General features: G+C 39.7%; 38 protein-coding genes and 2 tRNA genes. 23 read left to right on the forward strand and 17 right to left on the reverse strand.

The window, feature by feature from the left end; genetic code table 11:
- Complete coding sequence (locus QFX38_00620) at nucleotides 1–1,173, forward strand: acetylornithine transaminase (GenBank protein ID MDI9623384.1); 1,173 nt, start codon at nucleotides 1–3, stop codon at nucleotides 1,171–1,173.
- On the opposite strand, the gene QFX38_00625 is transcribed toward QFX38_00620, so the two are convergent.
- Complete coding sequence (locus tag QFX38_00625; protein ID MDI9623385.1) at nucleotides 1,147–1,554, reverse strand: NUDIX domain-containing protein; 408 nt, start codon at nucleotides 1,552–1,554, stop codon at nucleotides 1,147–1,149. The genes QFX38_00620 and QFX38_00625 overlap by 27 nt on opposite strands.
- A 41-nt stretch (nucleotides 1,555–1,595) precedes the next feature.
- On the opposite strand from QFX38_00625, the gene lysA reads away from it, so the two are divergent.
- Nucleotides 1,596–2,879, forward strand: coding sequence for a diaminopimelate decarboxylase (gene lysA / locus QFX38_00630; GenBank protein ID MDI9623386.1), 1,284 nt, complete (start codon nucleotides 1,596–1,598; stop codon nucleotides 2,877–2,879).
- A 14-nt stretch (nucleotides 2,880–2,893) separates the two neighbouring features.
- The gene (dapF, locus tag QFX38_00635) at nucleotides 2,894–3,760 is read left to right on the forward strand and encodes a diaminopimelate epimerase (GenBank protein ID MDI9623387.1); all 867 of its coding nucleotides are present in this window, start codon (nucleotides 2,894–2,896) and stop codon (nucleotides 3,758–3,760) included.
- On the opposite strand, the gene QFX38_00640 is transcribed toward dapF, so the two are convergent.
- The 9 genes from QFX38_00640 to QFX38_00680 all read right to left on the reverse strand — a co-directional run bounded on the left by QFX38_00640 (nucleotide 3,752) and on the right by QFX38_00680 (nucleotide 10,442).
- Nucleotides 3,752–4,339, reverse strand: a complete 588-nt coding sequence (locus QFX38_00640) for a class I SAM-dependent methyltransferase (protein MDI9623388.1) — start codon at nucleotides 4,337–4,339, stop codon at nucleotides 3,752–3,754. The genes dapF and QFX38_00640 overlap by 9 nt on opposite strands.
- Nucleotides 4,340–4,341: 2 nt before the next feature.
- Nucleotides 4,342–4,539, reverse strand: coding sequence for a helix-turn-helix transcriptional regulator (locus tag QFX38_00645; protein ID MDI9623389.1), 198 nt, complete (start codon nucleotides 4,537–4,539; stop codon nucleotides 4,342–4,344).
- A 3-nt stretch (nucleotides 4,540–4,542) separates the two neighbouring features.
- Nucleotides 4,543–4,971 (reverse strand): hypothetical protein, encoded by a 429-nt coding sequence (locus QFX38_00650; protein MDI9623390.1) that lies wholly within the window; start codon nucleotides 4,969–4,971, stop codon nucleotides 4,543–4,545.
- A gap of 43 nt (nucleotides 4,972–5,014) precedes the next feature.
- Nucleotides 5,015–5,842, reverse strand: a complete 828-nt coding sequence (gene rsmA / locus QFX38_00655) for a 16S rRNA (adenine(1518)-N(6)/adenine(1519)-N(6))-dimethyltransferase RsmA (protein ID MDI9623391.1) — start codon at nucleotides 5,840–5,842, stop codon at nucleotides 5,015–5,017.
- Entirely contained in the window at nucleotides 5,842–6,432 is a 591-nt protein-coding gene (locus QFX38_00660; GenBank protein MDI9623392.1) for a DUF655 domain-containing protein, read from the reverse strand. The genes rsmA and QFX38_00660 overlap by 1 nt, the downstream gene beginning before the upstream one ends.
- A 20-nt stretch (nucleotides 6,433–6,452) precedes the next feature.
- On the reverse strand, nucleotides 6,453–6,788 hold the full coding sequence (locus QFX38_00665; protein MDI9623393.1) for an RNA polymerase Rpb4 family protein: 336 nt from the start codon (nucleotides 6,786–6,788) through the stop codon (nucleotides 6,453–6,455).
- Between the two features lie 6 nt (nucleotides 6,789–6,794).
- Nucleotides 6,795–7,085: a 50S ribosomal protein L21e gene (locus tag QFX38_00670; GenBank protein ID MDI9623394.1), complete on the reverse strand. Its 291-nt coding sequence runs from the start codon at nucleotides 7,083–7,085 to the stop codon at nucleotides 6,795–6,797.
- A gap of 812 nt (nucleotides 7,086–7,897) precedes the next feature.
- On the reverse strand, nucleotides 7,898–9,100 hold the full coding sequence (locus QFX38_00675) for a tRNA pseudouridine(54/55) synthase Pus10 (protein ID MDI9623395.1): 1,203 nt from the start codon (nucleotides 9,098–9,100) through the stop codon (nucleotides 7,898–7,900).
- Nucleotides 9,101–9,110: 10 nt separating this feature from the next.
- Nucleotides 9,111–10,442, reverse strand: coding sequence for a signal recognition particle protein Srp54 (locus tag QFX38_00680; GenBank protein MDI9623396.1), 1,332 nt, complete (start codon nucleotides 10,440–10,442; stop codon nucleotides 9,111–9,113).
- A 94-nt stretch (nucleotides 10,443–10,536) separates the two neighbouring features.
- Between QFX38_00680 and hpt the strand changes: the two genes are divergently transcribed.
- From hpt to QFX38_00760, 16 genes are all read left to right on the forward strand, one after another.
- Nucleotides 10,537–11,106: a hypoxanthine/guanine phosphoribosyltransferase gene (gene hpt / locus QFX38_00685; protein ID MDI9623397.1), complete on the forward strand. Its 570-nt coding sequence runs from the start codon at nucleotides 10,537–10,539 to the stop codon at nucleotides 11,104–11,106.
- Between the two features lies 1 nt (nucleotide 11,107).
- On the forward strand, nucleotides 11,108–12,097 hold the full coding sequence (gene dph2 / locus QFX38_00690; GenBank protein MDI9623398.1) for a diphthamide biosynthesis enzyme Dph2: 990 nt from the start codon (nucleotides 11,108–11,110) through the stop codon (nucleotides 12,095–12,097).
- A 90-nt stretch (nucleotides 12,098–12,187) separates the two neighbouring features.
- Complete coding sequence (locus QFX38_00695; protein ID MDI9623399.1) at nucleotides 12,188–12,760, forward strand: exosome complex RNA-binding protein Csl4; 573 nt, start codon at nucleotides 12,188–12,190, stop codon at nucleotides 12,758–12,760.
- 16 nt (nucleotides 12,761–12,776) lie between these two features.
- Nucleotides 12,777–13,040 carry a DNA-directed RNA polymerase subunit L gene (locus tag QFX38_00700; GenBank protein MDI9623400.1) on the forward strand — a complete coding sequence of 88 codons (264 nt, stop codon included), beginning with the start codon at nucleotides 12,777–12,779 and terminating at the stop codon, nucleotides 13,038–13,040.
- Nucleotides 13,037–13,636 (forward strand): DUF99 family protein, encoded by a 600-nt coding sequence (locus QFX38_00705; protein MDI9623401.1) that lies wholly within the window; start codon nucleotides 13,037–13,039, stop codon nucleotides 13,634–13,636. The genes QFX38_00700 and QFX38_00705 overlap by 4 nt, the downstream gene beginning before the upstream one ends.
- Before the next feature lie 12 nt (nucleotides 13,637–13,648).
- Nucleotides 13,649–14,074, forward strand: coding sequence for an NUDIX hydrolase (locus QFX38_00710; GenBank protein MDI9623402.1), 426 nt, complete (start codon nucleotides 13,649–13,651; stop codon nucleotides 14,072–14,074).
- Between the two features lie 70 nt (nucleotides 14,075–14,144).
- On the forward strand, nucleotides 14,145–14,459 hold the full coding sequence (locus QFX38_00715; protein MDI9623403.1) for a transcription factor S: 315 nt from the start codon (nucleotides 14,145–14,147) through the stop codon (nucleotides 14,457–14,459).
- Nucleotides 14,460–14,484: 25 nt separating this feature from the next.
- Nucleotides 14,485–14,841, forward strand: a complete 357-nt coding sequence (locus tag QFX38_00720; protein ID MDI9623404.1) for a hypothetical protein — start codon at nucleotides 14,485–14,487, stop codon at nucleotides 14,839–14,841.
- Between the two features lie 85 nt (nucleotides 14,842–14,926).
- Nucleotides 14,927–15,661 carry a proliferating cell nuclear antigen (pcna) gene (gene pcn / locus QFX38_00725; GenBank protein ID MDI9623405.1) on the forward strand — a complete coding sequence of 245 codons (735 nt, stop codon included), beginning with the start codon at nucleotides 14,927–14,929 and terminating at the stop codon, nucleotides 15,659–15,661.
- Between the two features lie 17 nt (nucleotides 15,662–15,678).
- Nucleotides 15,679–16,296: a hypothetical protein gene (locus tag QFX38_00730; protein MDI9623406.1), complete on the forward strand. Its 618-nt coding sequence runs from the start codon at nucleotides 15,679–15,681 to the stop codon at nucleotides 16,294–16,296.
- 117 nt (nucleotides 16,297–16,413) lie between these two features.
- The gene (locus tag QFX38_00735; GenBank protein ID MDI9623407.1) at nucleotides 16,414–16,692 is read left to right on the forward strand and encodes a 50S ribosomal protein L44e; all 279 of its coding nucleotides are present in this window, start codon (nucleotides 16,414–16,416) and stop codon (nucleotides 16,690–16,692) included.
- Nucleotides 16,693–16,707: 15 nt separating this feature from the next.
- Nucleotides 16,708–16,887, forward strand: a complete 180-nt coding sequence (locus tag QFX38_00740; protein ID MDI9623408.1) for a 30S ribosomal protein S27e — start codon at nucleotides 16,708–16,710, stop codon at nucleotides 16,885–16,887.
- 9 nt (nucleotides 16,888–16,896) lie between these two features.
- A complete protein-coding gene (locus QFX38_00745) occupies nucleotides 16,897–17,676 on the forward strand; it encodes a translation initiation factor IF-2 subunit alpha (protein ID MDI9623409.1) in 780 nt (259 codons plus the stop codon).
- Nucleotides 17,673–17,837 carry an RNA-protein complex protein Nop10 gene (locus tag QFX38_00750; GenBank protein ID MDI9623410.1) on the forward strand — a complete coding sequence of 55 codons (165 nt, stop codon included), beginning with the start codon at nucleotides 17,673–17,675 and terminating at the stop codon, nucleotides 17,835–17,837. The genes QFX38_00745 and QFX38_00750 overlap by 4 nt, the downstream gene beginning before the upstream one ends.
- Before the next feature lie 12 nt (nucleotides 17,838–17,849).
- The gene (locus QFX38_00755; protein ID MDI9623411.1) at nucleotides 17,850–18,623 is read left to right on the forward strand and encodes a proteasome assembly chaperone family protein; all 774 of its coding nucleotides are present in this window, start codon (nucleotides 17,850–17,852) and stop codon (nucleotides 18,621–18,623) included.
- Nucleotides 18,624–18,629: 6 nt separating this feature from the next.
- Entirely contained in the window at nucleotides 18,630–19,793 is a 1,164-nt protein-coding gene (locus QFX38_00760) for a TIGR00375 family protein (protein ID MDI9623412.1), read from the forward strand.
- Nucleotides 19,794–19,908: 115 nt separating this feature from the next.
- Here the strand turns inward: QFX38_00760 and QFX38_00765 are convergent.
- From QFX38_00765 to QFX38_00780, 4 genes are all read right to left on the reverse strand, one after another.
- Nucleotides 19,909–19,983 (reverse strand) — tRNA-Arg (locus tag QFX38_00765).
- Between the two features lie 24 nt (nucleotides 19,984–20,007).
- Nucleotides 20,008–20,082: transfer RNA gene (locus QFX38_00770), tRNA-Arg, on the reverse strand.
- A 54-nt stretch (nucleotides 20,083–20,136) separates the two neighbouring features.
- The gene (locus tag QFX38_00775) at nucleotides 20,137–20,868 is read right to left on the reverse strand and encodes a proteasome assembly chaperone family protein (GenBank protein MDI9623413.1); all 732 of its coding nucleotides are present in this window, start codon (nucleotides 20,866–20,868) and stop codon (nucleotides 20,137–20,139) included.
- Complete coding sequence (locus QFX38_00780) at nucleotides 20,865–21,359, reverse strand: PepSY domain-containing protein (GenBank protein MDI9623414.1); 495 nt, start codon at nucleotides 21,357–21,359, stop codon at nucleotides 20,865–20,867. Before QFX38_00780 ends, QFX38_00775 begins: the two co-directional genes overlap by 4 nt.
- A gap of 227 nt (nucleotides 21,360–21,586) precedes the next feature.
- Between QFX38_00780 and frhA the strand changes: the two genes are divergently transcribed.
- Genes frhA through frhB form a run of 4 tightly spaced genes read left to right on the forward strand, consistent with a single transcriptional unit; the run spans nucleotide 21,587 to nucleotide 24,952 of the window.
- Nucleotides 21,587–22,804, forward strand: a complete 1,218-nt coding sequence (frhA, locus tag QFX38_00785; GenBank protein MDI9623415.1) for a coenzyme F420 hydrogenase subunit alpha — start codon at nucleotides 21,587–21,589, stop codon at nucleotides 22,802–22,804.
- Nucleotides 22,805–22,807: 3 nt separating this feature from the next.
- Nucleotides 22,808–23,284 (forward strand): coenzyme F420-reducing hydrogenase, FrhD protein, encoded by a 477-nt coding sequence (gene frhD, locus QFX38_00790; GenBank protein MDI9623416.1) that lies wholly within the window; start codon nucleotides 22,808–22,810, stop codon nucleotides 23,282–23,284.
- Entirely contained in the window at nucleotides 23,281–24,093 is an 813-nt protein-coding gene (gene frhG / locus QFX38_00795; GenBank protein ID MDI9623417.1) for a coenzyme F420 hydrogenase subunit gamma, read from the forward strand. The genes frhD and frhG overlap by 4 nt, the downstream gene beginning before the upstream one ends.
- Before the next feature lie 13 nt (nucleotides 24,094–24,106).
- On the forward strand, nucleotides 24,107–24,952 hold the full coding sequence (gene frhB / locus QFX38_00800) for a coenzyme F420 hydrogenase subunit beta (protein MDI9623418.1): 846 nt from the start codon (nucleotides 24,107–24,109) through the stop codon (nucleotides 24,950–24,952).
- A 28-nt stretch (nucleotides 24,953–24,980) separates the two neighbouring features.
- Here the strand turns inward: frhB and QFX38_00805 are convergent, their stop codons facing one another.
- Genes QFX38_00805 through QFX38_00815 form a run of 3 tightly spaced genes read right to left on the reverse strand, consistent with a single transcriptional unit; the run spans nucleotide 24,981 to nucleotide 26,513 of the window.
- Nucleotides 24,981–25,220, reverse strand: coding sequence for a DUF4190 domain-containing protein (locus tag QFX38_00805; protein MDI9623419.1), 240 nt, complete (start codon nucleotides 25,218–25,220; stop codon nucleotides 24,981–24,983).
- Nucleotides 25,217–25,747, reverse strand: a complete 531-nt coding sequence (locus QFX38_00810) for a macro domain-containing protein (GenBank protein ID MDI9623420.1) — start codon at nucleotides 25,745–25,747, stop codon at nucleotides 25,217–25,219. Before QFX38_00810 ends, QFX38_00805 begins: the two co-directional genes overlap by 4 nt.
- Nucleotides 25,728–26,513: a class I SAM-dependent methyltransferase gene (locus QFX38_00815; protein ID MDI9623421.1), complete on the reverse strand. Its 786-nt coding sequence runs from the start codon at nucleotides 26,511–26,513 to the stop codon at nucleotides 25,728–25,730. The genes QFX38_00810 and QFX38_00815 overlap by 20 nt, the downstream gene beginning before the upstream one ends.
- Nucleotides 26,514–26,538: the final 25 nt, after the last annotated feature.

Genomic DNA, 26,538 nt, shown 5'->3' on the forward strand with positions numbered 1-26,538 from the left:
ATGGATGCTGATGAGATAATTAAGCTTGAAAAAAAGTATATCATGCAAACTTATTCTCGCCAGCCTATCGTCCTATCACATGGTAAAGGAGCTCGAGTCTGGGACATTGAAGGTAATGAATACATTGATTGTTTTGCAGGGGTCGCAGTGAACAGTATTGGACATGCACATCCGAAAGTTGCACTAGCCATCTGTCACCAAGCCCAAAAACTCATACACTGTTCCAACATATACTATAACAAAGAACAGACAGAATTGGCCAAATTACTCACTTCCATATCACCCCATGACAGAGTATTCTTCGCAAATAGTGGGGCAGAAGCAAACGAAGGCGCTATAAAACTCGCAAGAAAATATACTGGTAAGGGTGAGATAATAGCTGCTGAAAATTCATTTCATGGTAGAACACTCGCTACTGTAACAGCAACTGGACAAGACAAATACAAAAAACCGTTCAAACCATTACCTCCAGGTTTTAAACATGTACCATATGGTGACATTGAAGCCATGGCAAATGCAATAACAGATGATACCGCAGCCATACTACTAGAGCCCATACAAGGTGAAGGGGGGGTTGTAGTCCCACCAGAAGGCTACCTGGAGGATGTTCAGGCACTTGCAAGAGAAAATGATATCCTTTTCATCCTCGATGAGGTTCAAACCGGGTTTGGAAGGACAGGGGCTATGTTCGCATCAGAACTTTTCGGCGTACAACCCGATATAACAACAGTGGCCAAGGCCATGGGCGGAGGCTACCCTATAGGCGCTGTACTAGCAAATGAAAATGTAGCATCAGCATTCAAACCAGGAGACCACGGATCAACATTCGGCGGGAACCCCTTGGGTTGTGCGGCTGCCATAGCAGCCATAGAAGTTATAATAGGTGAGAATCTAGCAGAGAATGCCAAGAGATTAGGTGAATACTTTAAAGGGCGCTTAGAAGATTTAATGAGTAAATATAATATTATAGAGGATGTTAGAGGCTATGGTTTAATGTTAGGTGTTGAACTTGGGATAAAGTGTGATAAAATAGTTGATGAAGCGAGAAAAATGGGAGTACTCATAAACTGTACAGCTGATAAAGTTATAAGACTTGTACCACCATTAGTCATAAAAAAAGATGAAATAGACAAGGTTATCGAGGTTCTAGATAATATCTTTGCTTCCATTTAAGGATTCCTTAAAGTCACTGAGCCAAGGAGAAACTTTAAAATTTCTGATTTCCCCTATCTTGATAAATTTATATGCTTCATGTTCATCACTTAAACTTAGAATACCATCCTCGACCTTAACACGGAAGATGATATTCACAGACACCTTGAATGGGAAAACTTGTTGAAACGCCCCAATAACCTTAATAGGTGATACTATAAGACCTGTTTCCTCATAAACTTCCCTCTTAAGTGCTTCGTCAAGCGTCTCACCATCTAACAATTTACCCCCCGGAAGTTCCCATAACCCAGGGTTTGTCCTGGAACTAGCCGACCTTTTAAGTAATAGTATCCTATCATCTTCTAGTATAAGTGCCCTCACAACTGGTATGAACGGTTTCATCTCCCAAAACCCCCCACAAAAATATTATGTAGGTGATCCTCATGTTAAATGTTGAAGTTAATGATAAAGGACATTTGTTAATTGGTGGAGCAGATGCAGTTAAACTTGCTGAAGATTATGACACACCACTCTATGTCATAGATGAAAAACGGATAAGAGAAAATTACCAGAGACTCCACAAAGCCTTCACAAAATATTATCCCAACTTCCAAATATTATATGCTTGTAAAGCAAATACAAATCTCGCTGTTTTAAGGATACTTGAAGAGGAGGGTAGCGGAATTGACGCCGTTTCCCCAGGGGAAATATACATGGCCCTACTTGCAGGTTTCAAACCCGAGAAAATCCTATACACCGGTAATAATCTCAGGGATGATGAAATACTCTTCGCAACCGAATCAGGGGTTATGATAAACATCGACTCGAAATCGCAGCTTATAAGACTTTCAAAAATAACAGATCCAGAAAATGTTAAGATATCATTTAGGATAAACCCCATGGTAGGCGCGGGACACCACGAACATTGCATAACCGGCGGAGAACTTAGTAAATTTGGTATAAGAGAAGATGAAGCCATTAAAGTTTACAAGTTAGCCCAGGAACTCGGCTTCCAACCCATAGGGATCCATGCACATATAGGCTCGGGTATACTCGACCCAGAACCCTTCATGCTAGCTGTTGAAAAGCTCATGGACATAGCAGGTAAAGTATCAAAGGCCACAAACATAGACTTCAAATTTATAGACTTTGGCGGGGGCCTTGGAATACCATATCATCCAAGTGAAAAACCATTAGATATCGAAGAGTTTGCTGAGAAGATAACAGGCCTCTTCATGGAAAAATTAGACGAATACTCCCTTGGAAAACCTACAATGTACCTTGAACCTGGAAGATACATAGTGGGTGACGCTGCCTGCCTCTTAACTAGAGTTAACACCATAAAAGAAAGTTATAGGAAGTTTGCTGGTGTTGATGCCGGGTTTAACACCCTGGTAAGGCCCGTGATGTATGGTTCATACCATCATATAATCGTGGCAAATAGAGCCAGTGAAAAACCAGTAGAAAAGATTGATATAGCAGGAAATTTATGCGAGTCAGGCGACCTTTTTGCAAGGGACAGAAAACTTCCAAAACTCAGAGAAGGGGATCTATTAGCTATATTAGATGCTGGTGCATATGCATTTTCCATGTCATCACAATATAATTCAAGGCCTAGACCAGCTGAGATCCTTGTAAAAGATGGTGAAGCCGAGATCATAAGGAAGAGGGAAGATTTCTCAGACCTTATAAGTAAGCAGGTGATCCCACCAAGACTCCTAAAATAGAATAAAAGGTGTAGATGATGACAAGGATGATATTATTTTCTAAAATGCACGCACTAGGCAATGATTATATAATCGTGGATGAAAGTAGAGCAGAATGTATAAGCGAAGATGAAAAACCAGATTTTGTATCCGAAATTTGTCAACGGAGATTCTCCATCGGCGCGGATGGCGTCATATTCATAGAACCTCCAAAAGGTGAAGGTGATATAAGGTTCAGAGTATTCAATGCTGATGGAAGCGAAGCAGAAATGTGCGGTAACGGTATAAGATGCTTTGCCAAATTTGTATATGATAACGCCATCATAAGAAAAGAGAAAATCAAAGTAGAAACCCTCGCAGGCCTCAAAATCGTAGATTTAAACATTGATAGGGGATATGTGACCTCTGCACGTGTAGATATGGGATTCGCAACCTTCAAAACTGCTGAAATACCGATGAAAACTGGCAAGGACGAATTCATAGAAGAGCATCTTGAAGTTGATGACCAAGATATAAAGCTTACAGCCGTTAATGTGGGTAATCCACATGCTATCATATTCGTGGATGATTTAAAGTCTGTAGATTTGGAAAGACTTGGACCTCTCATAGAAAATCATCCTGTCTTTCCAGAGAGGATCAATGTACATTTCGTTGAGATTTTAAACCCATCAGAAGTTAGGATGGTTACATGGGAGCGTGGTGTTGGACCTACACTAGCTTGTGGAACTGGTGCCACTGCCACGGTTATTGCAGGTAACAGGATAGGGAGATTGGATGATGAAGTACTTGTTCATCTTCCTGGTGGTGAACTTAAAATCCAAGTTTATAAGGTGGACGATAGAATAGGCGCTTATATGGAGGGTGATGCTGTTCTGGTATTTGATGGCATACTATCATGGTAATTCAGCTGTTATGACCACTATATTCTCATAGAAGAACTTTTCAGAGGCTGTTATTTCAACATGGAATCCCATATTCTCTAATTTCTCTATTGTCTCTTCTATGTTTGAAAGTGATGATTGCACCATCTGGATTCTACCGCCCTTTTTTAAGTGATTTTTAACTTTATTGATGAAGCGGTCTATGATGGTTCTACCATCCTCTCCACCATCCCAAGCTTTGTCAATGATCTTGCCTGTCAAATCTTCATCCGAACTTGGAAGATATGGCGCGTTAAATAATATAACGTCAAACTTTTCGCCTTTAACAGGTTCAAAAAGATCTCCTTGCAATATTCTTATTTTTGCATCGTTAATCTTGGCGTTTTTCGTTGCACATTCAATGGCATAGGGGTTTATGTCTGTGGCTGTTACATTACCCTTTTCAGCGGCAACTATAGCCACTAAACCGGTTCCTGTCCCTATTTCAAGGACTTCATCACCCTCTTTTACTTTAAGGTTATCTGCGAGTAAAAATGTATCCTCTGCTGGAGCATAGACATTTTCACATATTTGGATTTTGAAGTGCTTGTATTTTATCATGGCTAATCCTCGAAAATGAAAACATCCTCTATGTGTTCTTTTTTAAGCGCCTTTGTTATCCGGTATGCTAATTCCAGTGATGGATTGTATCTTCCTTTTTCGAGTGCTATAATGGTCTGTCTTGTCACTTGAACCTTTTCTGCAAGTTCTTCTTGTGTGAGGCCTAAATTTTCTCTTAGAATACGTATATTGTTCTTCATATTTTAGGCTTCTCTTTCTAGTTTGTAGTAGTTGATGGATTTGACAATCGCACCTATTGTTAGGGCTGTTACCATGAATGGGTCAACGTATACCCTTTTTTGCATTGCGTTATAGAGGAGTTCTGTAAGTATACCAATGACGAGTATCGTCATCATAGCCCATGCTGCATTTCTTTCTGCTGCTGCTTCATGTAAGTATTCTCTTTCATCCTTTTTGACTTTCCACATTACATCGAAAAGATCTATGAATACGAAAATTAGCCATGCTACTGTTATGATCGTTCTTTGTTCTGTGTTCAAAGGCGTTAGTTGAATGAGAACAAGGAAACTGATGACTGCTGCAATGTAAACCGCACCCTGCCATGTTTTGATACTAACGCCCCATCCACTATATTTTCTTATTCCAAACCATTCGGGTCTTGCAACTATCATGATAGTGGAATATTTTAAATTATATTTAAATTTTTAACTCCATTTAATGGTCTTGGATTATTCTCTTAAGTTCATTTGAAATTTTAAGTATCTCCTCTGGGGTTAATGTGAAAACTCGCTTTTCCAATAATCTAGGATCTATATGATCCACTATTTCTCTTGGATTTGTTTCTTTACTAATTTCATGGAATGATTGGATAAGGGCGTTCCTGGCTTTTTTCTTTTTATGTTGGAAAAGGGCTCTGCAAGTCCTCTCAAATGTTCCATTAATCTTCTCCCTCGGAGTTAATCTAATAAGGGCAGAATCGACCCTTGGCGGCGGTAAAAAGGCACTTCTTGGAATGTAATCTAGGATCTCGATATTGGCCATGAAATATAAGGCTACTGAGAGGCGTGAATAATCTTTGGTTCCTGGTTTGGCGATCATTCTCTCTGCAAATTCTCGCTGGTACATTAAAATGCCAAAGTCGAAATCATATTCGAGCAGTTTAAATGTTATAGGTGATGATATCTTGTAAGGTAGGTTGGACACTATCTTGTTAAAGTATGGAAAATCAATTTTTAAGGCGTCGCCTATGATTAAATCAACATTCTTATGATTTTTTAACCTGTCTTTTAGGATGGTGGCGACTTTTTTATCTTTTTCGATGGCTATGACTTTTCCTGCCTTTGAAGCTAGGGGGATTGTAAGGGTTCCGATCCCCGGGCCGATCTCTAATATGACATCGTCATCCTTTAAATCGGCATAGGATAATATTTTTTGCCTCTTGGAATCATCGATAAGGTAATGTTGACCTAATCTTTTATTTAAACGGATACCATATTTTTTTAGTATATTTTTAGTTTCAGTTGCTAGATTGTTTACTTTCATTATTTTCTTGGTTCAACCTTTTTTCTGGGCGGTCTTGTGAAAAGTACGTATTTTCTTTTACCCCTCTTTGCCTTACTAACATCTAATTCCATGAGAACCCTTTTAACAAGTATTTTAACGGGATCTGCTAACATGGGGACTCTTTTTTTAATATCCTCAAAGCTTTCGAATTTTTTCTCTTCACGCGCCTTGAGGATGTCCCACATGTGCTTTTTACCAATCCCTGGTAATAATTCTAATTGATGGAGTCTTGTGCTTATGGGTCCTGCTTCATTAAAGAATTTGACGAACTTTTCTTCATTTGATTTTATAATTTCCTCTATGACATAGGGTAATTCAACTCTTGCCGTGGCTGTTAATTCGTTGTGACGGAGTCGCCTGTTTATCCTAGCTATCTTATCCCTTTTACCCCTCCCTATATAAACTTCCTCGTGGATTTCAAGATCCACACCAGGTTTTGGTGTTAATTCTAAAAGCGTGAACTCGTCTTTGCCGATAGCCTGGGCTACTGGCTTTCTTTTGAAACCGCCTAGGCCTTCGCTCACATACCCCAATGGGAGATAGTCTAGGATGATGGCATACTCTTCCATGAGACCCCAACTCAAAAAAATTATCTGTATTTTTCTATTATTTTCAGGATATTCTCAAAATCTTCATTTTTTATAGGTATCCTTTCTTTGGCAAATATTAGACGGATATCCGCAACATCCTCTGGCATGAGATCTGCAAGTCGCACTGCATGTTTCTTTTTTATATTAGGGAGTTCTGTGAGTTCTTCTATCAATTTTTGCGCGTCTTCATAATCTATCTTAGAGAATTTTTTCACATGTTCAAGTGCAAGGTTCTGCTCGTATGTGAATTCATGTTTATCTGCGAATTTTTCCAGGATTACTTTAACTTCTGCCATGGGCACCGGTTCTGTTTCAAGGACTTTTTTACCTATCATCATAGATCACTCTTGCAATTGGAGATGTTCGGGTCTTACAATGAGTTTTTTATCCTTTTTACCATCTTTTATCGTGACAACATATGATTTTCCCATTTTATCAACTATTCGCCCTGTTTTACCATGGAATCGTGGATGTGGCTGTCCCCTGTGGATGCTAGGATCTATTATTATATGTACAAGATCATCCACTTCGAAACTTTGGATTTTCCTTGTTATAGGATTTGTCCTCCCAACTCTTTTAGTCTTTTGAAGTTTATATCTTGTTTTACTCCTGAAACCCTTTGATCTTTTCATATTGTAAACCTCCATGATCTTAAAAAATTAGAATGATCACACAGCAAATTGATTTATTATATTTTCTCACCTAAATATTTTCCCCTTTTGGGGACTCCCACCCTAAGTAAATGACATATTATAGAAGTCCATAAATGCCTATCAAAAGCTACTGATTTCACTTATATAGGGTATTCCCTTCTATCTAGGAAAGATCACCACTACTCATTGGGGGGGCTCTGCACCGTAAAATTTTAAGGTTTTTTTGCTCCCCCCATTAAATGGCCGGTACCTGCCCCCATTACAGTGACTTATACCTTATTAGGATATTTAAAATCTTTTGGAAAAGGGTATCAGTAGTTTCAAGTATTTTTGGGGAGTGAGATTCTAGGGGACTTACATATTCCTTTAGGCTAGTTTAATAGGCTATATTATATGGTATAACATACAAAGTAATTATAAATGAGGTGAATGAATGTGCCGATCGTTTTAGAACCAATACTTACTGTTAATTTCATATTTTGCATGATAATTTTAGTAATGGGGTATTGGGGGTTCCGGAAATTTGAAAATCCCCTTCTATTTTACATTGGTTTATCTTTTGGACTTTTTGGAGTGTCTCATTTGGCCCAGTTAACAGGATACCCTAGCAATACACTGGTTCTTATATTAATCCGAAGCATAGCTTACTTACTGGTCATCTTTGCCCTTTTTAACACCATAAAAAGTGGTTAGCTTTTGTATAAATGAAATGTCGCAACTGTTATGTGTTCTTGGATAGGTGGAAATATTCTGCTTGTCACCTAACATGTGGTTTATCCCATAGTATTATGTCATCCAACTTCTATGACATCAAGTTCGATGCATTCTGCGTGAGTGTTAAGTATTTCACTTATACTGGGTTTTGTCCTTCCATCATCACCTGAAATAAGCTCTTTTATGTAGAGCCCTCCCTCAGTTTTTAATGTAACCTCAAGGGTTCTAGAGTCGATTATGTTCCATTTAATGTCGATTACTCTTCTTTTCCGTATCTTGTCCGCTCTTCTGTGGGCGACTCTCTTTGGGGTTCTTTGTTTAATCAAGTTCAGAGATTTCAGTTTCTCCAAGGTTGATGGTTCGATTTTGTCCTTTAGTTTTACCTTTGCCTTGTAAATTTTATAAGGGGATGAGGTTTTAATTTCTACTTTACGGTTGCGGTTGGAGAATTTTAAATCTAGAACCTCGATTTTGCCCTTAGCGGATTTATTAATTTCTTCAGAAATCTTTTTTAAGTTTATTTTTCTTATCCTAGGTTCTTTGATTTCGAGCACGAAGGGCCTTCCTCTCCCGAGCATTCTCACATCAACATCTTCTCTTCCGGCTCCGTGGAATTTTGATCCTGAACCTTGAGTTGCCTTGAGCACGGGCTCTGCAACTAGTTCTTCGACTGAAGTGGGGTACATTTTACCTGTGAAATTGCACCTTGGACATCCTCGGCCTTTACATTTTCTGCAAGGCCACTTGGTCTGGGGTATGCCTCTTATGAGTTTTCTGTATCTGCCCTCTATAAATAATGGGTTTATCTGTATCCATACTCGTGGTTTTAATTTTCTGAAGTTAACTTTAACAACAATATCAGGGTTTTCGAAGTCTACCCTGCAATTAAATCTTTCTTTTAGGATTTTTCCAAGTTCTCTGTTGATTTCCTTTTTTATGCTTTCAACTTCTATGTTTAATATTTTGTTTATTTCTTCATCAGCGCTTAATAGGTTTTCTGGTAATCTGCTCCCTACTAGTATGGTTGAAAATTCAAGGTTTAATTTTTTTATTTTCTCTTCGACATAGTCTGCTGTTTTTTCAAGATCTTCTAGTATTCCTTTACAGATTTTGCATTTATCAGTTGATTTTTTTAATTTGAAGGTTTTGGTTAGGTTTTCAGCCCTTTTAACATTACCTGGTCCTGGTATAATATCTGAGAATTTGCGTCCCAGACAATTTGGGCATATGCTCCCCTCTGTGATATCCAGTAATTTTTCTAGTCTCTTTTTAGTCTCCATCTTTGACTCCTTAACGTAGGAATTGTTTCACTAATTGTCCCATTGGACCTCCTCTGTTCCGTCTTCCAAGGCCTTTCATGGCCCTTTTAGTAACCTTGTAATACTTTAGGAGTTCTTTCACGTCCTCGTTCCTTGTGCCTGAACCCCTTGCAATCCTTTTTATCCTTGAATGTTTGATCGCTTCTGGATGGTCCAGTTCGTATTCTGTCATGGAATCCATTATGGTAAGGTATTTTTTGATTTTTTCTTCTGTTGCATTGGGCGCGTTTTTTGGCAGTTTATCAAGGCCTGGTATCATGTTTATAACTTGCTGTAGTGGGCCCATTTTCCCCATCATTTCGAATTGTGATTTCATTTCCCTTAGGGTGAATCTGCCTGTGAGGATGGCGTCTACTGTCTCTTCACTTACTTCTTGTTCTTCTGCTATTTCTTCTGCTTTTTCTAGCAAGCTTCTGATGTCACCCATTCCTAGGAGTCTGGATATGAACCTTTCGGGGTCGAAGACTTCGAAATCTTCTAGTTTTTCGCCGGTGCCTATGAATTTTATTGGGGCTCCTGTTTCTGCAACTGCTGATAATGCGCCGCCGCCCTTGGCTGATCCGTCAAGTTTTGTTATTATTATTGACCCGACTGGAGTGCTCTGGGAGAATGCACGGGCTTGTTCTTTTGCTTGTTGTCCTATTGTACCGTCGATTACGAGTATTGTCTCATCTGGTTTGATTGTGGTTGATAGTTGCTCCATTTCTTTGAGTAGGTGTTTTTCTTCTTTGTGGCGTCCTGCCGTGTCAAAAATTATAACGTCGTAGTCTTTGAATTTTTCAAGTCCTTTTTCCGCGATTTCTAGTGGGTTTTTGTTTTCTGGTTCTCCATAGACTGGTATGTTGATTTCTTGTGTGAGTTGTTTTAATTGGTCGAATGCGGCTGGTCTCCATGTGTCTGTACATACTATGGCTGTGTTTAGTCCCTTTTTTTGGAGGTGGCGGCTTAGTTTACCTATGGTGGTTGTTTTGCCGCTTCCTTGCAGTCCTACAAAGAGTATTTTATATGGTTTTTTGTCTATTTTGAGGGGTTTTGGAGTTTCTCCAACGAGTTTCACCATTTCTTCGTATACTATCCTTATAATATGTTCTTTTGGGGTGACACCTTTTGGGGGTTCTTCATTGAGGGCTCTTTCCTCTATTGATTTGGATAATTTGAATACGAGTTTTATATTAACATCTGCTTGGATTAATGCACGTTGTATATCCTTTATAACCTCTTTCACTACTTCTTCATCTACTATGGTCATCCCGGCCAATTTTTTCATGGTCTTTGCAAGACTCTTGCCTAGTTTGCCTAACATGATAATCACTATAGGAAAATTAGATTAATAACTACAAAATTATATTAGAGAATTTCAAATTTATATTTATCGAATATGAAATCCTGTGATGGAAATGCTAAAAATATTGGAGAAAACATTGAAAAAAGCACCCATCATAAAAAAAGGAGAATACAATTACTTCGTGCACCCAATAACTGATGGAATACCACTCACAACCCCAGAAATGCTGGAAGAGGTGGTTGATGAAATAACAAGACGCTATACTCTAGATGTTGATAAAATAGTGTGTATAGAGGCTATGGGCATACACCTTGCCACAGCATTATCACTCAAAACAAGAATACCATTCGTCGTTGTAAGAAAACGCGAATACGGCCTCCCAGGCGAAGTTGCAGTCCACCAAACCACAGGATATAGCGAAGGAGAATTATACATCAACGGCATCCAGGAAGGTGACAGACTCCTTGTCATAGACGACGTCGTAAGTACTGGGGGAACATTATTAGCAGTCCTAGAAGCTCTCAAAAAAATGGACGTAGAAGTGGCTAAAGTCATAGTTATAATAGAAAAAGGCGAAGGTAAAAAACTCGTAGAAGAAAAAACAGGCTACAAAATAAACACACTAATAAAAGTGGATATCATCGATGATAAAATAATAACAAAGCCCACAGAGGAGGCCTAGATTGGCAGATTACCAATTTGAAACACGCAAAGTCATAGAAAAGATTAAAGAGCATAATCCCAGGATAATAGGATTACAGTTCCCAGACGGCCTTAAAATCCATGCATTAAAGCTGGCCCGGCAACTTGAAAAAGAACTCGAGGTTACTGTTATAATATCCGCCGATCCATGTTATGGCGCATGTGACATTGCAGATACTAAACTAGAGAATATAGTCGATCTTCTAATCCATTATGGTCATACACCATTACCACTCGATTATAAGATCCCGGTCATTTTCATAGAAGCATACGCCAAAATTGATATAATACCAGCCCTCAGGTCATCCCTCAGATTATTATCCGCACATAAAAAAATAGGAGTGGCTACCACAACACAACACTTACACCTACTTGATGAAGCCATAAAATTTTTGGAAGATCATGGAAAAAGGGCTTTATCAGCCGAAGGGGTGGGCACGAAAAGGGGACAAGTTTTAGGTTGTAATTTCTCATCGGTTAAAAAATTAAATGTGGATGCTTACTTATTTATTGGTAGTGGAGATTTCCACCCCCTTGGTATAAGATTATCCACAGGGAAACCAGTTATCGCGGCAGATCCATACACTGGAAAGGCAAAAAACATTGAAGATTTTGCTGATAGGATTTTAAGAATAAGATTCGCGACCATTACAAGGGCGAGAGAAGCTGAGAAATGGGGGGTTATAATGTCATCTAAGAAGGGTCAGGAGAGGCTGTCATTGGCTCTCAACCTGAAGCAAGTCCTTGAAGAGTCCGGAAGAGAAGCCTTCATAATAATATTAGAGGATATTTCACCACAGTTACTCGTCCCATTCAGGGAATTGGATGCTTTTGTAGTTTCTGCTTGTCCAAGAATGCCCATAGATGATTATCAGCTGTATGATAAGCCCATTTTAACTCCCATAGAATTGGAGATGGTCCTTGATAAAAGAAGATGGGAGGATTATACCCTAGATGAAATCATATTCTAAGGTATACAAAGTATATATATGAGAAAATAAAAAGGTAAATTTAGAAGGACTTACACTATTTTTTTATATTAATCTTATTGAGGTGAATTGATGAAGGCAAAATCTGGGGATTTTGTTTTTCCCGGGGACTCTTTAGCAGTAATAGAAGAATTCGTACCAGCAGAGGGGACATACGAAGAAAAGGGTAAAATAAAATCACTCTTTGTAGGCGAAGTTGCAAGGGATGAGAAAAATAAACGCATAAAAGTCATATCAAAGACAGAAACACCCCCACTATTAAAAGAGGGTGTAGTAGTCATCGGAGAAGTTATTGAAGTGAAGGGTCAGAGGGCCCTAGTGAAGATACACCATGTTAAGGGCAGTTCAAGAGCTCCCGTAACATCATTCGTGGGTGCAGTTCACATTTCACAAGCGACAAATGGCTACCTATCAAAGTTGACAGAAGCCTTTAGGATAGGTGACATAGTTGAGGCTCGTGTAAGCAGACTAGTGGGATTAACTGGTATAGACCTCCAAACCACCCAGAGAGGCCTTGGGGTTATAAAGGCTATGTGTACCCGTTGCAGACACTTCATGAAAAAAGCAGGAAAAGATGAGGTTGTCTGCCCAAATTGTGGAAACAGGGAGAAAAGGAAACTCTCCACGGATTATAGGCTCAAATAGTATTGGAGGAGAGAAAGTGAAGATTATCCGCGATGAAAAAGATGAAATGGAAATAATATTTGAAGGTGAAACCCACACACTCTGTAATGCTTTGCGTAAAATACTATTAGAAGACGAAACCGTGAAAGCTGTGGCATATTCCATAGACCATCCCATAATAGGGGAACCCCACATGTACATAAGAGGGGATAACCCGCGAAAATCCCTTAAAAGAGCGGCTAAGACGCTTAAAGAAAAGTCTAAAGAATTCAAGGATCTTATAAAGCGGTCTAGTCCATGAAAGAGAAAAGATTCAGGAAGATAAAATCCGAGATAAGAATTTTAGGGATCGATGACGCCCCATTCACGCCCCATACTAAAGATGATGTTCTGGTTGTTGGCACAGTCTTTAGGGGCGGTTCATGGTTGGACGGTGTTCTAACAACCCATATAAAAGTTGATGGAACTGATTCTACATCTAAGATAATTGAAATGGTTAAAAATTCAAGACACTTCGACCAATTGGGTGTTATAATGCTAGATGGGATAACACTAGGCGGTTTCAATGTCGTTGACGTGGAAAAGGTATTCAAAGATACTGGTTTGCCGATTATAGTTGTTATAAGGAAAATACCTGATTTTAAAAGGATAAAGAAGGCCCTCAAAGGAAAATTTGAGGATTGGGAGCGGCGATGGGATGCTATAAAAAGGGCTGGTGAAATATACCCAGTAAAGGTTGAGGACACCATCTACATACAAGTGAAGGGTATAAAATTGGAGGATGCCATAGAGATAGTTAAGATTTCAACAACAAGGAGCGCGATCCCAGAGCCTATAAGAGCAGCCCATCTTATCGCAGCAGGAGTTGAAAAGGGCGAATCCAAGGGTAACGCCTAGACGTAGAGGGTGATCAAAATATACAAGAATCCTCTGCTAACAGTGGATATTGTTATCATCTGCCCCGATGATAATATCATACTCATCAAAAGAAAGAAAGACCCATATAAAGGGTTCTGGGCGCTTCCAGGCGGCTTCGTAGAATATGGGGAGAAAGTTGAGGAAGCAGCTTTAAGAGAAGCATATGAAGAGACAGGCTTAAAGGTAGAGTTAGATCATCTTCTAGGTGTTTATTCAGATCCAGATCGCGACCCCCGTGGACATGTTATAAGCATATGTTTCATAGCCCATCAAATTGGTGGAAAATTAAAGGCAGATACAGATGCCAGTGAAGTTTCCAAGTTCAGATGGGAAGAACTGAAGAAGATAAAATTAGCATTTGATCATGCCACAATACTCAAGGATGCATACAAATTCATAAAAAATTATAAAAAGTAAAAATGTACAGAATAGAGGTCACTGGTAAAAATATCAATGAATAGTTTCTTCATAATCAGGGAGGAAGAAGATGGAATTTTGTCCAAAATGTGGAGCTATAATGTTCCCAGACAAAAAAAAGTTTAAATGTAAATGTGGATATGAAAAGAAGATCACAAAGGAATTATCGAACAAGTACAAGATAGCTGAGAAGATTGAAAGCAAGGAAAGCGTCATATTCACAGGTGAAGATGTTAAAACCCTCCCCACAACCAAGGCCGAATGTCCGAAATGTGGGAATAAAGAAGCGTTTTGGTGGATGCAACAGACAAGAAGGGCCGATGAAGCCGAAACCCGCTTTTTAAGATGCACCAAATGTAAATATACATGGAGGGAATACGATTAAAGACCTCAATAAAATCTTTAAAGATTTGAAAAAGAATATCCCCAAGATAGAATTCAAAAAATACAACCCACAAGATATGATAGGATTCGAAAAAACCAAGAAGATTTTAGAGGATAAGAAAAGCGAAATTATATTATATGCTGGCGTTTTCATAGGCATACTATTTCTAATATTAGGCATTCTATATTTGAATTCACCCGTTAAAAAGGTAGCAGATAATGTCATATTTGGTGAACACGCCATTATAGCAACCTTTCTCATGATAATAGGGATCCTAATTATAGTAACTGCACTAAAAGATAAAATCATTTCAAAAACACCATTAGCTGACATCTATACTGAGATGAAAGCTGTTGAAAATGAAAAGGATAAAAAAAGATAAAAAGAATAACATCGAATATTCCTTTTCATGAAAGATCATACCCCCCTACAAGAATTTTTAAAGAGAAAGTTGAGGAGGACTATAAATGTTTAAGGCGGAACTGAATGACCCTAACATTCTACGGACAAGTTTTGATGCTATTTCATCGATTGTTGATGAAGTCCAAATACAAGTAGACAGTGAAGGCATGCGATTAGATGCCCTTGACAGGAGCCATATAACCTTCGTACACCTTGAACTTCATAAAGAACTTTTTGATGAATACGAATGTCCAGAACCTGAAAAGATCAACATAGATACAGAGGAACTCATGAAGGTCCTCAGACGCGCCCGGGCAGGTGATCGTCTAATAATGACAAGTGATGATACCAACCTTATATTAACCTTTGAAGGCGAGGCCACACGCCAATTCAAGATAAGATTAATAGATATCGAGTATGAAACCCCTCAGCCCCCAGAGATAGGATATGAAAACGAGTTTGAGGTTCCATTTTCGCTTTTGAAAGATGCGATAGCAGATATCGACATATTCTCTGATAAGATCACATTCAAGGTTGACGAAGAAAAATTCATAGTATCTGCCACAGGAGAATTTGGCGATGCCATGATAGAATATTATCATGGCGAAAAAATAAAAGAACCCGCGAGAAGCGTATATTCACTCGACAAGATCAAAGAGATGCTAAGAGCCGACCGCTTTTCTGAAACAGCCATTATAAACCTTGGAAATGACATGCCCCTCAAGTTAACATTAAAAATGCCAAATGATGAAGGCGAATTAAGCTTCCTCCTTGCACCACGCTTAGAAGCCGAAGAATAATATGGGGATGAATAGGTTTGGATGATTTCTTCAGGGAACTTAGGAGAATACAAAAAAAGGAGAGAGACAAACGTGGACTTGCAAGGGTAGGTGATGACTTCTACAAGAAAACCCATGATTACATGAAGAAACTCATGGGCACCTTAAGCAAAGACCCATTAAATAGCAGGGGACACCACCTTTTAAGGGATGTTCAAAGGATAACCACGGAAATATGCGAACGTAGGGAACATAAAATAACTGATATCGCGGTCATGAACGTCCAAAGATCATATAATCTTTTCAATAAAAACCCCAAATTAGACCTAGAGGATAAAAGTCCACCTAATCTAACCCCTGAAGAAAAGAAATTATATTCATCTATTATAAGTCTTTTAATTGAACACCGCTCTAGAGTATTCCCAATATTACAAAGCAAACCAACAAACACAGAAAAATCCAATGAAAAAAGAATAAAATCTGCCGAAAACGAAATCGAAACGCTCATAGTATATGATGAGGTGCCATCGGCAGTTGTTGGAGTCGATGAAAAAGTCTATGGACCATTCAAACCCCAAGATATTGTCAGATTACCATCAATCACCGCAAGGATATTTGTAGATTCTGGCAAAGGACGGCTTATTAAACATAAATAATCTAACACTACCAAAGTTATAAATAGACGATCATTGATATAATAGCATGCAAAAAATAATAATTATCATGAAGATTATTTTTTTCACATTACAATGGTATTCCGAGGTGATTACAAAATGAAGATTCCAAAGGAAAGAAGGACTTACTGTCCACATTGTAGGAAACACACCATCCATGAAATACTAGAGTCAAAAAGGCGTAAAGCAAGCGAATTAAAATGGGGTCAGAGACAATTCAGGAGGGTTACCGCAGGTTACAGGGGATATCCAAGACCATTACCCTCAGGTAATAAACCCGTGAAAAAATTAGACTTACGCTTAAAATGTAAAGAATGCGGAAAATCCCACACAAAAAGAAGAACATTCAGAGTTGGAAGAGTCGAATTCACCACATAATTGGAGGGTGTGGCCATGTTCTATGAGAGTAGGAGCAACTTTTTACGGGTTAAATGCCTAGATTGTGGAAACCAACAGATAGTATTCGACAGGGCCGCATCCTATGTACAATGCATAATATGTGGTAAAACATTAGTTGAACCAACTGGTGGCAAAGCAAAAATAAAGGCCCAGATCCTAGAGGTTTTAGACTAAGGTGTTTTCATGGTTAGAAGGAGAAAAGAGTGGCCTGAAGAAGGTGAATTAGTAGTTGCAACTGTACATAAAGTTTTAAGTTATGGTGCATTCGCAAAACTTGAAGAATATCCTGGTAAAGAAGCTTTCATACACATTTCAGAGGTTTCATCTGGTTGGGTTAAGAATATAAGAGATTTTGTCAGGGAAAATCAAAAGATCGTAGCTAGGGTGTTAAGAGTCAACCCTGAAAAGGGACATGTCGACGCTTCCATGAAACGTATAAGAGATGATCAGAGACGTAAAAAGATACAAACTTGGAAGATTGAACAAAAGGCTGAAAAGTTTTTAGAATTAGCAGCTAAAAGTCTAGGTAAAAACCTTGATCAAGCCTATGAAGAAGTAGGCTATGATCTGATGGACATATTCGGCGATCTTTACGGTGCATTTGAAACAGCAGCAGATGAAGGTGAAAAAGCATTAATAGAAGAGGGAATCCCCAAAGATTGGGCTAAGGCGATTACCAAAGTCGCTAAGAAGAATATAAAACCCCCAGAGGTTCAAGTAACTGGTTATGTTGATATTAAATCCTATGCACCTAATGGTATAGAGATAATTAAAAAGGCCCTCAAGGCTGCTCAGAAAGTAGGGGCAGTTGTACAGGCTGTTGGAGCACCCCGTTACCGTTTAGTAGTTAAATCGACAGATTATCCAACAGCCGAAAAGAAGCTTAAAAAGGCCGCGGAGAAGTGTATAGATATCATAACGAAAGAAGGAGGAAAAGGAGAATTCCATCGTGAATTAACATGAAAATGCGAAAATGTTCTTCTTGTGGAGAATACACATTAAAAGAAAAATGCCCATATTGTGGGATTAAAACAAGGAATGTAGCCCCGCCAAAATATTCCCCAGAGGATAAATATGGGAAATATAGGCGCATTTTAAAAAAACAAATGCTATTTAACAAATAATGGGGGGTAAAAATGAAAGAAACAATAATAAAGGTTTTAGAAGAAGTGAAATTAGATCAGCCAATATTCATAGAAGCTCTACCAGGTATAGGACACGTGGGAAAATTAGCCGCTGATCATATCATCGACGAATTAGAGGCCACTAAATTCGCAGAACTTTACTCACCATCATTTCCTCCACAAGTTCTAGTGGATGACAACGGCATTATAGAACCTATGAAAAACGAATTTTATTACCTGAAATCAGTCGGCAAAGAAAAAAGAGACTACATAATACTAATTGGTAACACACAAGGACTTTCACCAGAAGGACAATATGAAATCTGTGGCATGATACTAGATTTTGTGGAAAAACATGGCGTCAAAGAGATATACACCCTCGGAGGATTAGCCACAGGCCAACCAGTCGAAGTTTCAAAAGTCTACGGCGCCGCCACCAACATAGAGCTTGCCAAAAAATTAAAAAAGCATGGAGTCATTTTAAGGTCAGCTGATGGTGGTATAATCGGTGCCTCAGGTTTACTACTAGGAATGGGAAGTCTCAGAGGGATGGAAGGCGTCTGTCTCATGGGTGAAACACCAGGATATTATATAGATGCCGAGGCCGCGAGAGCACTGCTCAACGTCCTCATGGAATTACTAAACTTAGAAATAGACACCGAAAAACTTGAAGAAAGAGCTAGGGAAACCCGTAAGATGATATCAAAGGCTCAGCAAATGGAACAAGAAATGATAGAGAGGATGACGCTCAAACCAGGCGAAGAAGACCTCAGATACATAGGCTGATCCCAGATGATAATAAACGCGGATCTACACATACACAGTTGCTTTTCTCAAGCAACATCCCAGAAGATGACAATAGAGAACATAGCCCCACAAGCAAAACTTAAAGGCCTAGACCTTGTAGGTACCGGTGACGGATTCCACCCCAAGTGGCTTAAAATGATCATAGAAACCACAGAGGCCACAGAGGATGGTATATATTCCCATGAAGACTGCGATTTCATAATAACAAGTGAAGTTGAAGACTTGAGACGAGTCCATCATCTCCTAATTTTACCATCCATAGAAACAGCCATGGAATTAAAAGAAAAGTTACCATCATCCAACATTAACAAAGAGGGCAGACCCAAGGTTAGAATGCGAGGGTCGGAGATAATGGACCTCGTACATGAATATGATGGTCTTATCGGCCCATCCCATGCATTCACACCATGGACCAGCTTATACAAATCCTATGATAGTTACAAGGACTGTTATGGCAAAGCACCTGATTTTCTGGAATTGGGCCTTTCAGCCGACACAGACATGGCTGACAGGATAAAAGAACTTCAAGACATACCATTTTTGACGAATTCCGATGCACATTCCCCTTGGCCGCACCGTCTCGGCAGAGAATTCAACCAATTAGAGGTAGATGAAATTTCTTTTTCTTCTATTAAAAGGTCTATAATAAGGAAGAATATATGTGCAAATTATGGTTTCGACCCAAGGCTTGGTAAATATCATCTCACAGCATGCACGCGCTGTTACAAAGTCTATGAACCTGAGGAGGCCATAAAACTTAGCATGAAATGTTCATGTGGTGGGACCATCAAAAAGGGTGTAGATTATCGGATCCATGAAATAGCCACATGGAAAAAGCCACATCATCCAAGCCATCGCCCACCTTATATCCATATCATGCCACTTGCCGAAATAATTAGCATGAAGCATGGGAAGGGTGTTACAACACGTCATGTCCAGAGGATTTGGGGAAAACTTGTAGAAGAGTTCGGCAATGAAATAAAAGCGCTCCTTGACGCTCCATTAGATAGAATAAGGGAAGTAGATGGCGAAACCGCCCTTGCAATAAAAGCTTTTAGGAACGGTTCCCTCATCATAATACCTGGTGGTGGGGGCAGATACGGTGAAATAAGATTTCCAGAAAACACCTTGGACGCTTATTTCAAATAGGATTTTAAGTCAATGACACAAGTGCTCATGGATCAAGGATATTAAAGATTAGGGTATATTAAGGGTATCGAAATATGAGAATCAGCTGGATTAAGTGTAATCTTCTTTTGGTGAACGGACCCGCCGGGATTTGAACCCGGGACCTTCGGATTAGGAGTCCGATGCCCTATCCAGGCTAGGCTACGGGCCCCCCATGGTGAATATTTTTTTGTAGCGGACCCGCCGGGATTTGAACCCGGGACCTTCGGATTAGAAGTCCGACGCCCTATCCAGGCTAGGCTACGGGCCCTTCTATTCTATGGATAAAAAAATTGTAAATTTTTAGTATATAAATATTTGTCTCTTACATGTATATTGGTGTTTCTGTTGGTGTTGTGGGTGTTTCTGTTTTGTGCACTCTTTCTGCTAATTTTTTAAGTCTTGATTCGATTGCTTGGGCTTCTTCTAATAATGGTTTTGGGTCTACTTCGAGGCCTAGCATTTTATTGAGGACTTCGACTACTTCTGCTGCTGCTCTTGGATCAGGATAGGGTGTTAGTATCTCGCCGAATAGGCAAGATGCTGGTATGTTTTCTATGGCGCATCTTGTTAGTAATGTTCCTGAGATCCCGTTTATATTTCCGAATGGTAGTATGGGTATGTCCAGTTCTCCAAGTCTTTTCAAGGCGTCTTTACTGTTAGCTGCTCCTGCGACTAGGTGTGATTTTTGTCTTACGATGACGCTGTTAAATGTTATTAGTTCTTTGCTATTGTTCCTTTTCATCCATTTTACCATTGCATTGGTCATGTCGTAGACTACTGATGATGGTAGGATGAAATCTGATAGGAAGAGTACTAGTCCTTCTCCTTCATATATTCTGAAGGGGTGTATTGCAACACCCCTGTAGAGGACTGCTAAGGGTGGGAAATATTTAGAATCGATGTATCCTATTTCCCTCATTTTGAGGTCGTCTACTAGGAGCCATCCTACGATGTTACCTATCAGACCCAACCCTGGGGATCCTTCGAGGACTATGGCGTTTTCAATTTCTTCAGATACTATTGTGCATGATTCATTTTTTGTTTCGACCTTCATGGTGGTGCACCACCGCCCCCTCCTATGTTTTTACCAGTGATGGGGTCTATATGGATTTCTCCTATGATTTTACCATTTTTTTCTATTGGCACTACATATACTGGTTCCCCGCCTATGGTGACGAGGCGTGGGGTTCCTGCTGTAGCGCCTTTTTCTTTTATGTACCCTTGAGCTATATTTTGGGCTTCTGATGGACTCACGGGATAACCTCCATTACTTCCAATGCTAATACCATTTGAAGAACTGCCAGATCCCCCTGCACTTCCACTTGCGCCACCCCCAGTACCTGTTGAACCACCGCCTGTTGAACCGCCACCTGCTCCGCTAGCTCCTCCTGCTCCATCCCCGGTCCCTGGTGAGGGTGGGATTGTGCCATCAGGGTTTGTTGGTTGCCATAAAATTTCGGGATTGTTACTTATCTGGTAACTTGCTGCGATGGCTCCGATGATTAAAACTATCGTCACTGAAATTATAATCTTTGAGTCTATCATCGATTTTCACCTTCTATCATTTATCAGATCATATTATGTTTTTTTAATATAAAAATTGTATAGTATTATCCATTCATATTTTTTTATGATTTTATTAATTTCTGTTAATTTTTTATTCTAGTATAAATATTTTTCACTTTTTTTTTAATTGAAAAACTTATAACATTTAAAAATATTTATATAACTTTGATGGTTTTTTTGAATTCTAAAAAGAAGAGGTGATACACTTGAGCGAAAGGATTGTTATATCGCCGACTACTCGACAGGAAGGCCACGCAGAACTTGTCTTGGAAGTCGATGACGAAGGGATTGTGACAAAGGGGCGATACTTCAGTATTACTCCTGTAAGGGGTCTTGAAAAGATGCTACTTGGGAAGGCCCCTGAAACAGCACCCGTCTTCACACAGAGAATTTGTGGAGTCTGTCCCATACCCCACACATTAGCATCAACAGAAGCCGTGGAAGATTCACTCGACATCGAACCCCCAAAAGCCGCTAAATTACTCCGAGAATTAACATTAGCCGCGCACCACGTAAACAGTCATGCAATACACCATTTCCTCATAGCACAAGACTTCGTACCTGAAAACCTCATGAAAACAGCCATAGAATCAGTATCAGAGATAAGGAAAAACGCCCAATACGTAGTGGACATGGTTGCTGGAGAAGGTATACACCCCTCAGATGTTAGAATAGGGGGAATGGCAGATAACATAACAGAACTCGCAAGAAAAAGATTATACACGAGACTAAAACAACTCAAACCAAAAGTAAACGAACACGTAGAACTCATAATAAGCTTAGTCGAAGAAAAAGGACTCCCAGAAGGACTAGGAGCACACAACCAGCCAACACTGGCAACACACCAAATATATGGTGACAGGACAAAATTCGACCTAGACCGCTTCACAGAAGTCATGCCAGAAAGCTGGTACGACGACCCAGAAATAGGCAAAAGAGCATGTTCAACAATACCCTTATACGATGGAAGAAGCGTGGAAGTAGGGCCAAGAGCCAGGTTTGTCGAATTCCAAGGCTTCAAAGAAAGAGGCGTTGTGGCACAACACGTCGCCAGGGCGCTTGAAATGAAAACCGCACTCTCAAGAGCCATTGAAATATTAGATGAGCTTGACACTTCAGCACCAGTAATGGCAGACGTTGACATAACTGGAACAGGCAAACTAGGTGTTGGTGCAATAGAAGCACCAAGAGGATTAGACGTTCACATGGCCCAAGTAGCCGATGGTAAAATACAATTCTACAGCGCACTTGTCCCAACAACATGGAATATACCAACAATGGGGCCCGCAACCGAAGGCTTCCATTATGACTATGCTCCACATGTCATACGGGCATATGATCCATGTCTATCATGTGCAACCCACGTGATAGTCATCGACGACGAAGATAAAACTCCTATAAAAAGTGAAATGGTCAGGATCTAAAGCATGCCATACGAAGCTGAGATTCTAGTAGTGGGCTGTGGAAACATCCTATTTAAGGACGACGGCTTCGGCCCGGCAGTAATCCAAGCCCTTGAAGAACACTTCAAGGACAAGAAAATGCCAGATAACATTCTATTCATAGATGCAGGTACCGGCGGCCCACATTATGTGTTCTCACTTCCCCACGAATCCTGGAGGAAGATAATAGTCGTGGACGTCGTGGAATTCGACGCAGAACCCGGAACCTTGAGAAAATTTGATCTTGAAGAGATCCCAAAAGGATCCTATGAGAACATGCATTCATGGCCGGTGAACCAGCCCCTCCATGAACTCAGCAAAAAAATCGAAGTGGTGGTAATAGGGTGTAAACCAAAGGAAATATCCGCCCCCTACGTGGAAATGGGCCTCACACCCCCAGTCGAGAAGGCCATTCCCAAGGCGGTTAAGATGATTTTAAAAGAAATTGGGGTTTACCAATGAGCTTAATTGCCCGTATTAAAAGATTTTTAGGATTGGAGGCTAAACCTGAAAAGGAAGAAAAACCTGTTGAAGTTCCAAAAGAGGAGGTTGAGAAAGTGGCTGAAGAAGAAAAAGCAAAACCAAGAATAGGTTACATCCACCTAAGTGGGTGTACAGGAGATGCAATGTCGTTAACAGAAAATTACGACATCCTTGCAGATTTACTAACTGACATGGTAGAGATAGTTTACGGACATACCTTGGTGGATGTATGGGAAATGCCCGAGATGGACCTCGCCCTAGTAGAAGGATCCGTATGCCTGCAAGATGAGCACAGCATAAAAGAATTGAAGGAGGTAAGAGAAAAAGCCAAACTAGTATGTGCATTTGGATCATGCGCTGCAACAGGCTGCTTCACAAGATATGCGAGAGGAGGCCAACAAGCACAACCAGCACACGAATCTTTCGTACCCATATCATCTATAATAGATGTTGACTTGGCACTGCCAGGATGCCCACCCTCACCCGAGATCATAGCCAAAGCCGTTGTAGCACTTTTAAACGATGACATGGACTACCTTAAACCTATGTTAGATCTTGCAGGCTATAATGAGGCTTGTGGATGCGACTTGCAGACCAAAATAGTTAACCAGGGCCTTTGCATAGGCTGTGGTACATGTGCCATGGCATGCCAGACCCGAGCCCTTGAAATGGTTAATGGAAGACCTGAACTCAACAATGACCGTTGCATAAAATGTGGAATATGCTACGTCCAATGCCCAAGGAGTTGGTGGCCAGAAGAACAGATAAGGAAGGAGTTAGGATTATAGGGAGGCTGTGAAGATGGTTTTAGGAAAATACAAAGAAGTATTTGCTGCCCGATCAACTGATAAAGAGATTTTGAAGATTGCACAGGACGGTGGGATTGTAACAGGACTACTATCATATGCTCTCGATGAAAAGATAATTGAGGGTGCAGTGGTCGCTGGTCCAGGAGATGAATTCTGGAAACCAGAACCTATGGTTGCAATGACATCAGATGAGCTGAAAGCAGCTGCAGGCACAAAGTACACGTTCTCTCCAAATGTTTGGATGCTTAAAAAGGCTGTTAGACAATACGGTATAGAAAAACTAGGTACAGTGGGCATACCCTGCCAGTTAATGGGTATAAGGAAGATGCAAACATATCCATTCGGTGTCAGATTCCTCGCTGATAAGATAAAATTACTCATTGGAATATTCTGCATGGAGAACTTCTCGTACAGTTCATTACAGACATTCATCTCTGAAAAGATGGGACTCAGCCTAGAACTAGTAGAGAAAATGGACATAGGTAAAGGAAAATTCTGGGTCTACACCCAGGATGATGTCTACACTCTACCACTTAAAGAAACCCATGGATATGAACAAGCCGGTTGCAAAGTATGCAATGATTATGTAGCTGAACTTGCAGATGTGTCAACAGGATCTGTAGGCACTCCCGACGGATGGTCTACCGTATTTCTAAGAACGGATACGGGGGAGTCAATATTCAAGGATGCGCTTGAAGCAGGTTTATTCGAGACCAAACCTATAGAAGAGGTTAAACCGGGCCTAGGATTGCTTGAAAAGTTGGCATCACAGAAAAAGGAAAAGGCAGAGAAGACTATTGCCGAGAGGAAGGAGATGGGGTTACCCACACCCTATTAATCCTCTTATTCTTTTTTTATTTTAGAGCCTATATTTTTGGCAGTATCTTCATTATAGAGGGTAATATGACTATTAAAAGTATCATATAGATTATACCTATGATTATCCCTGCAATGGCTAGATATTTTCCATTTAGCTCCTTTTCCTTGATTTCTCTGAGGGCTAGTATGCCGAATATTATTGCTAATATTGCCTTCTCTGCTCCAAGAAGCTGTATGAAAGCGCATATTCCAATAGCTATACTTGCAATGGCAAAATTACTCCTCATATCAACTCACCTCTACTTAAAAGATTTTTCATAGCATTTTTAAATGCCTCGTACATTTCTTGGTTATATGCTATGAATAGTATTTTCTCTATTTCTTCAGGGGATTCTTTTACGGCTTCTATCATGGCTTGGGCTGCTTTGTCTTTTGGCACTCTACCGACACCTGTGCCCATACCAGGAAAGGCTATTGATGAAATTTTAAGTTCAGACGCCTTTTTTAGGGCTGCAAGTGTCGCTTTCTTTATTGCTCTTATATTTGATGGTTGTGCAGGCTCTTCCATTGTAGGTGCATGTATAACATACTTTGCCTTTAATTTCCCTGCGGTTGTTGCTATGGCCTCACCTACTGGTATGGGCGCCTTTGAAATCGCTTCTTTTTCTATATCAGCTCCTCCTTTCTCTTTTATTGATAGGGCCACGCCTCCACCCATTAGACCATAAGAATTCGCAGGGTTAACTATAGCATCAACTTTGATGTTAGTAATATCACCCTTTTTTACTTGGATTTTATTTTCTTTGTATTGCAAAGTCCTTAACACTCCTTTTGGGTAATTTATTGGCCATTATTACTAATCCAAAACCTCGATCGCTATTAATGAACAAGTTGTCGAATTTGAAAAGATTTTTTAGTATGGGTGCGCTCATTTTTTTCATCCGCCTTAATAGAGTTGGCAGGGTTTGTGGGACGTTGCTTTTGTCCTCCTTTATGGTCTTTTTTTGCATTTTTTCCTCAATTTTTAAATAGGTTCCTAGGAATAATCTGATGAATGGGAAACCGTAGCATAGTATCCTTGTAGGTTTTAGATTTGCCTTTTTCAATTTATTTTTGATTTCGTCCTTGGAGTATCTTCTAAGGTGGCCGGCTTGCTCGTCTCTTATGTTCCAAAGCTTTTCATTGTGGGGTACGCTGATTAATAGAACTCCATCATCTTTTAACCATGAATTGATCAATTTTAATAACTTTAAATCTTCATATAAGTGTTCTAGCATTTCAAAACAGATTATAAGATCATATTTTTTCCCTGGTCGGAATTTTAACGCGTTTATATTATGTAGTTTGACTTTTGGATGATTTTCCATTTTCTCAATTTTTTTTCGGGTCATCTGGATTGAATTTCTTGAAATATCAACAGCATCAACTTCATATCCTCTCTGAAGCAAATCCACTGTATAATATCCATACCCACAACCTAAATCTAATGCTACTTTACCATTCACATTCTTTTCAATGTCGTCTAAAAGATCATCAATTAGACCTTTAAGATAGAGGCCTACTGGCCCTTCTAAGATCATAGAATTCACCCCCAATTTTAGAGAA

The organism is Methanothermobacter sp. (genome assembly GCA_030055615.1).
Taxonomy (GTDB): Archaea; Methanobacteriota; Methanobacteria; order Methanobacteriales; family DSM-23052; genus Methanothermobacter_A.

Coding starts and splice junctions, on each gene's coding strand:
- QFX38_00715 (MDI9623403.1), top strand. CDS start 14,145: ATGGAATTTTGTCCAAAATGTGGAGCTATAATGTTCCCAGACAAAAAA.
- QFX38_00640 (MDI9623388.1), bottom strand. CDS start 4,339: ATGATAAAATACAAGCACTTCAAAATCCAAATATGTGAAAATGTCTAT.
- pcn (MDI9623405.1), top strand. CDS start 14,927: ATGTTTAAGGCGGAACTGAATGACCCTAACATTCTACGGACAAGTTTT.
- QFX38_00740 (MDI9623408.1), top strand. CDS start 16,708: ATGTTCTATGAGAGTAGGAGCAACTTTTTACGGGTTAAATGCCTAGAT.
- QFX38_00775 (MDI9623413.1), bottom strand. CDS start 20,868: ATGAAGGTCGAAACAAAAAATGAATCATGCACAATAGTATCTGAAGAA.
- frhG (MDI9623417.1), top strand. CDS start 23,281: ATGAGCTTAATTGCCCGTATTAAAAGATTTTTAGGATTGGAGGCTAAA.
- hpt (MDI9623397.1), top strand. CDS start 10,537: ATGCTAAAAATATTGGAGAAAACATTGAAAAAAGCACCCATCATAAAA.
- QFX38_00660 (MDI9623392.1), bottom strand. CDS start 6,432: ATGGAAGAGTATGCCATCATCCTAGACTATCTCCCATTGGGGTATGTG.
- QFX38_00665 (MDI9623393.1), bottom strand. CDS start 6,788: ATGATAGGTAAAAAAGTCCTTGAAACAGAACCGGTGCCCATGGCAGAA.
- frhD (MDI9623416.1), top strand. CDS start 22,808: ATGCCATACGAAGCTGAGATTCTAGTAGTGGGCTGTGGAAACATCCTA.
- QFX38_00735 (MDI9623407.1), top strand. CDS start 16,414: ATGAAGATTCCAAAGGAAAGAAGGACTTACTGTCCACATTGTAGGAAA.
- QFX38_00755 (MDI9623411.1), top strand. CDS start 17,850: ATGAAAGAAACAATAATAAAGGTTTTAGAAGAAGTGAAATTAGATCAG.
- QFX38_00750 (MDI9623410.1), top strand. CDS start 17,673: ATGAAAATGCGAAAATGTTCTTCTTGTGGAGAATACACATTAAAAGAA.
- QFX38_00745 (MDI9623409.1), top strand. CDS start 16,897: ATGGTTAGAAGGAGAAAAGAGTGGCCTGAAGAAGGTGAATTAGTAGTT.
- dapF (MDI9623387.1), top strand. CDS start 2,894: ATGATGACAAGGATGATATTATTTTCTAAAATGCACGCACTAGGCAAT.
- frhB (MDI9623418.1), top strand. CDS start 24,107: ATGGTTTTAGGAAAATACAAAGAAGTATTTGCTGCCCGATCAACTGAT.
- QFX38_00620 (MDI9623384.1), top strand. CDS start 1: ATGGATGCTGATGAGATAATTAAGCTTGAAAAAAAGTATATCATGCAA.
- QFX38_00670 (MDI9623394.1), bottom strand. CDS start 7,085: ATGAAAAGATCAAAGGGTTTCAGGAGTAAAACAAGATATAAACTTCAA.
- QFX38_00680 (MDI9623396.1), bottom strand. CDS start 10,442: ATGTTAGGCAAACTAGGCAAGAGTCTTGCAAAGACCATGAAAAAATTG.
- QFX38_00780 (MDI9623414.1), bottom strand. CDS start 21,359: ATGATAGACTCAAAGATTATAATTTCAGTGACGATAGTTTTAATCATC.
- QFX38_00625 (MDI9623385.1), bottom strand. CDS start 1,554: ATGAAACCGTTCATACCAGTTGTGAGGGCACTTATACTAGAAGATGAT.
- QFX38_00645 (MDI9623389.1), bottom strand. CDS start 4,539: ATGAAGAACAATATACGTATTCTAAGAGAAAATTTAGGCCTCACACAA.
- QFX38_00815 (MDI9623421.1), bottom strand. CDS start 26,513: ATGATCTTAGAAGGGCCAGTAGGCCTCTATCTTAAAGGTCTAATTGAT.
- QFX38_00675 (MDI9623395.1), bottom strand. CDS start 9,100: ATGGAGACTAAAAAGAGACTAGAAAAATTACTGGATATCACAGAGGGG.
- QFX38_00760 (MDI9623412.1), top strand. CDS start 18,630: ATGATAATAAACGCGGATCTACACATACACAGTTGCTTTTCTCAAGCA.
- QFX38_00695 (MDI9623399.1), top strand. CDS start 12,188: ATGAAGGCAAAATCTGGGGATTTTGTTTTTCCCGGGGACTCTTTAGCA.
- QFX38_00705 (MDI9623401.1), top strand. CDS start 13,037: ATGAAAGAGAAAAGATTCAGGAAGATAAAATCCGAGATAAGAATTTTA.
- QFX38_00805 (MDI9623419.1), bottom strand. CDS start 25,220: ATGAGGAGTAATTTTGCCATTGCAAGTATAGCTATTGGAATATGCGCT.
- QFX38_00650 (MDI9623390.1), bottom strand. CDS start 4,971: ATGATAGTTGCAAGACCCGAATGGTTTGGAATAAGAAAATATAGTGGA.
- lysA (MDI9623386.1), top strand. CDS start 1,596: ATGTTAAATGTTGAAGTTAATGATAAAGGACATTTGTTAATTGGTGGA.
- rsmA (MDI9623391.1), bottom strand. CDS start 5,842: ATGAAAGTAAACAATCTAGCAACTGAAACTAAAAATATACTAAAAAAA.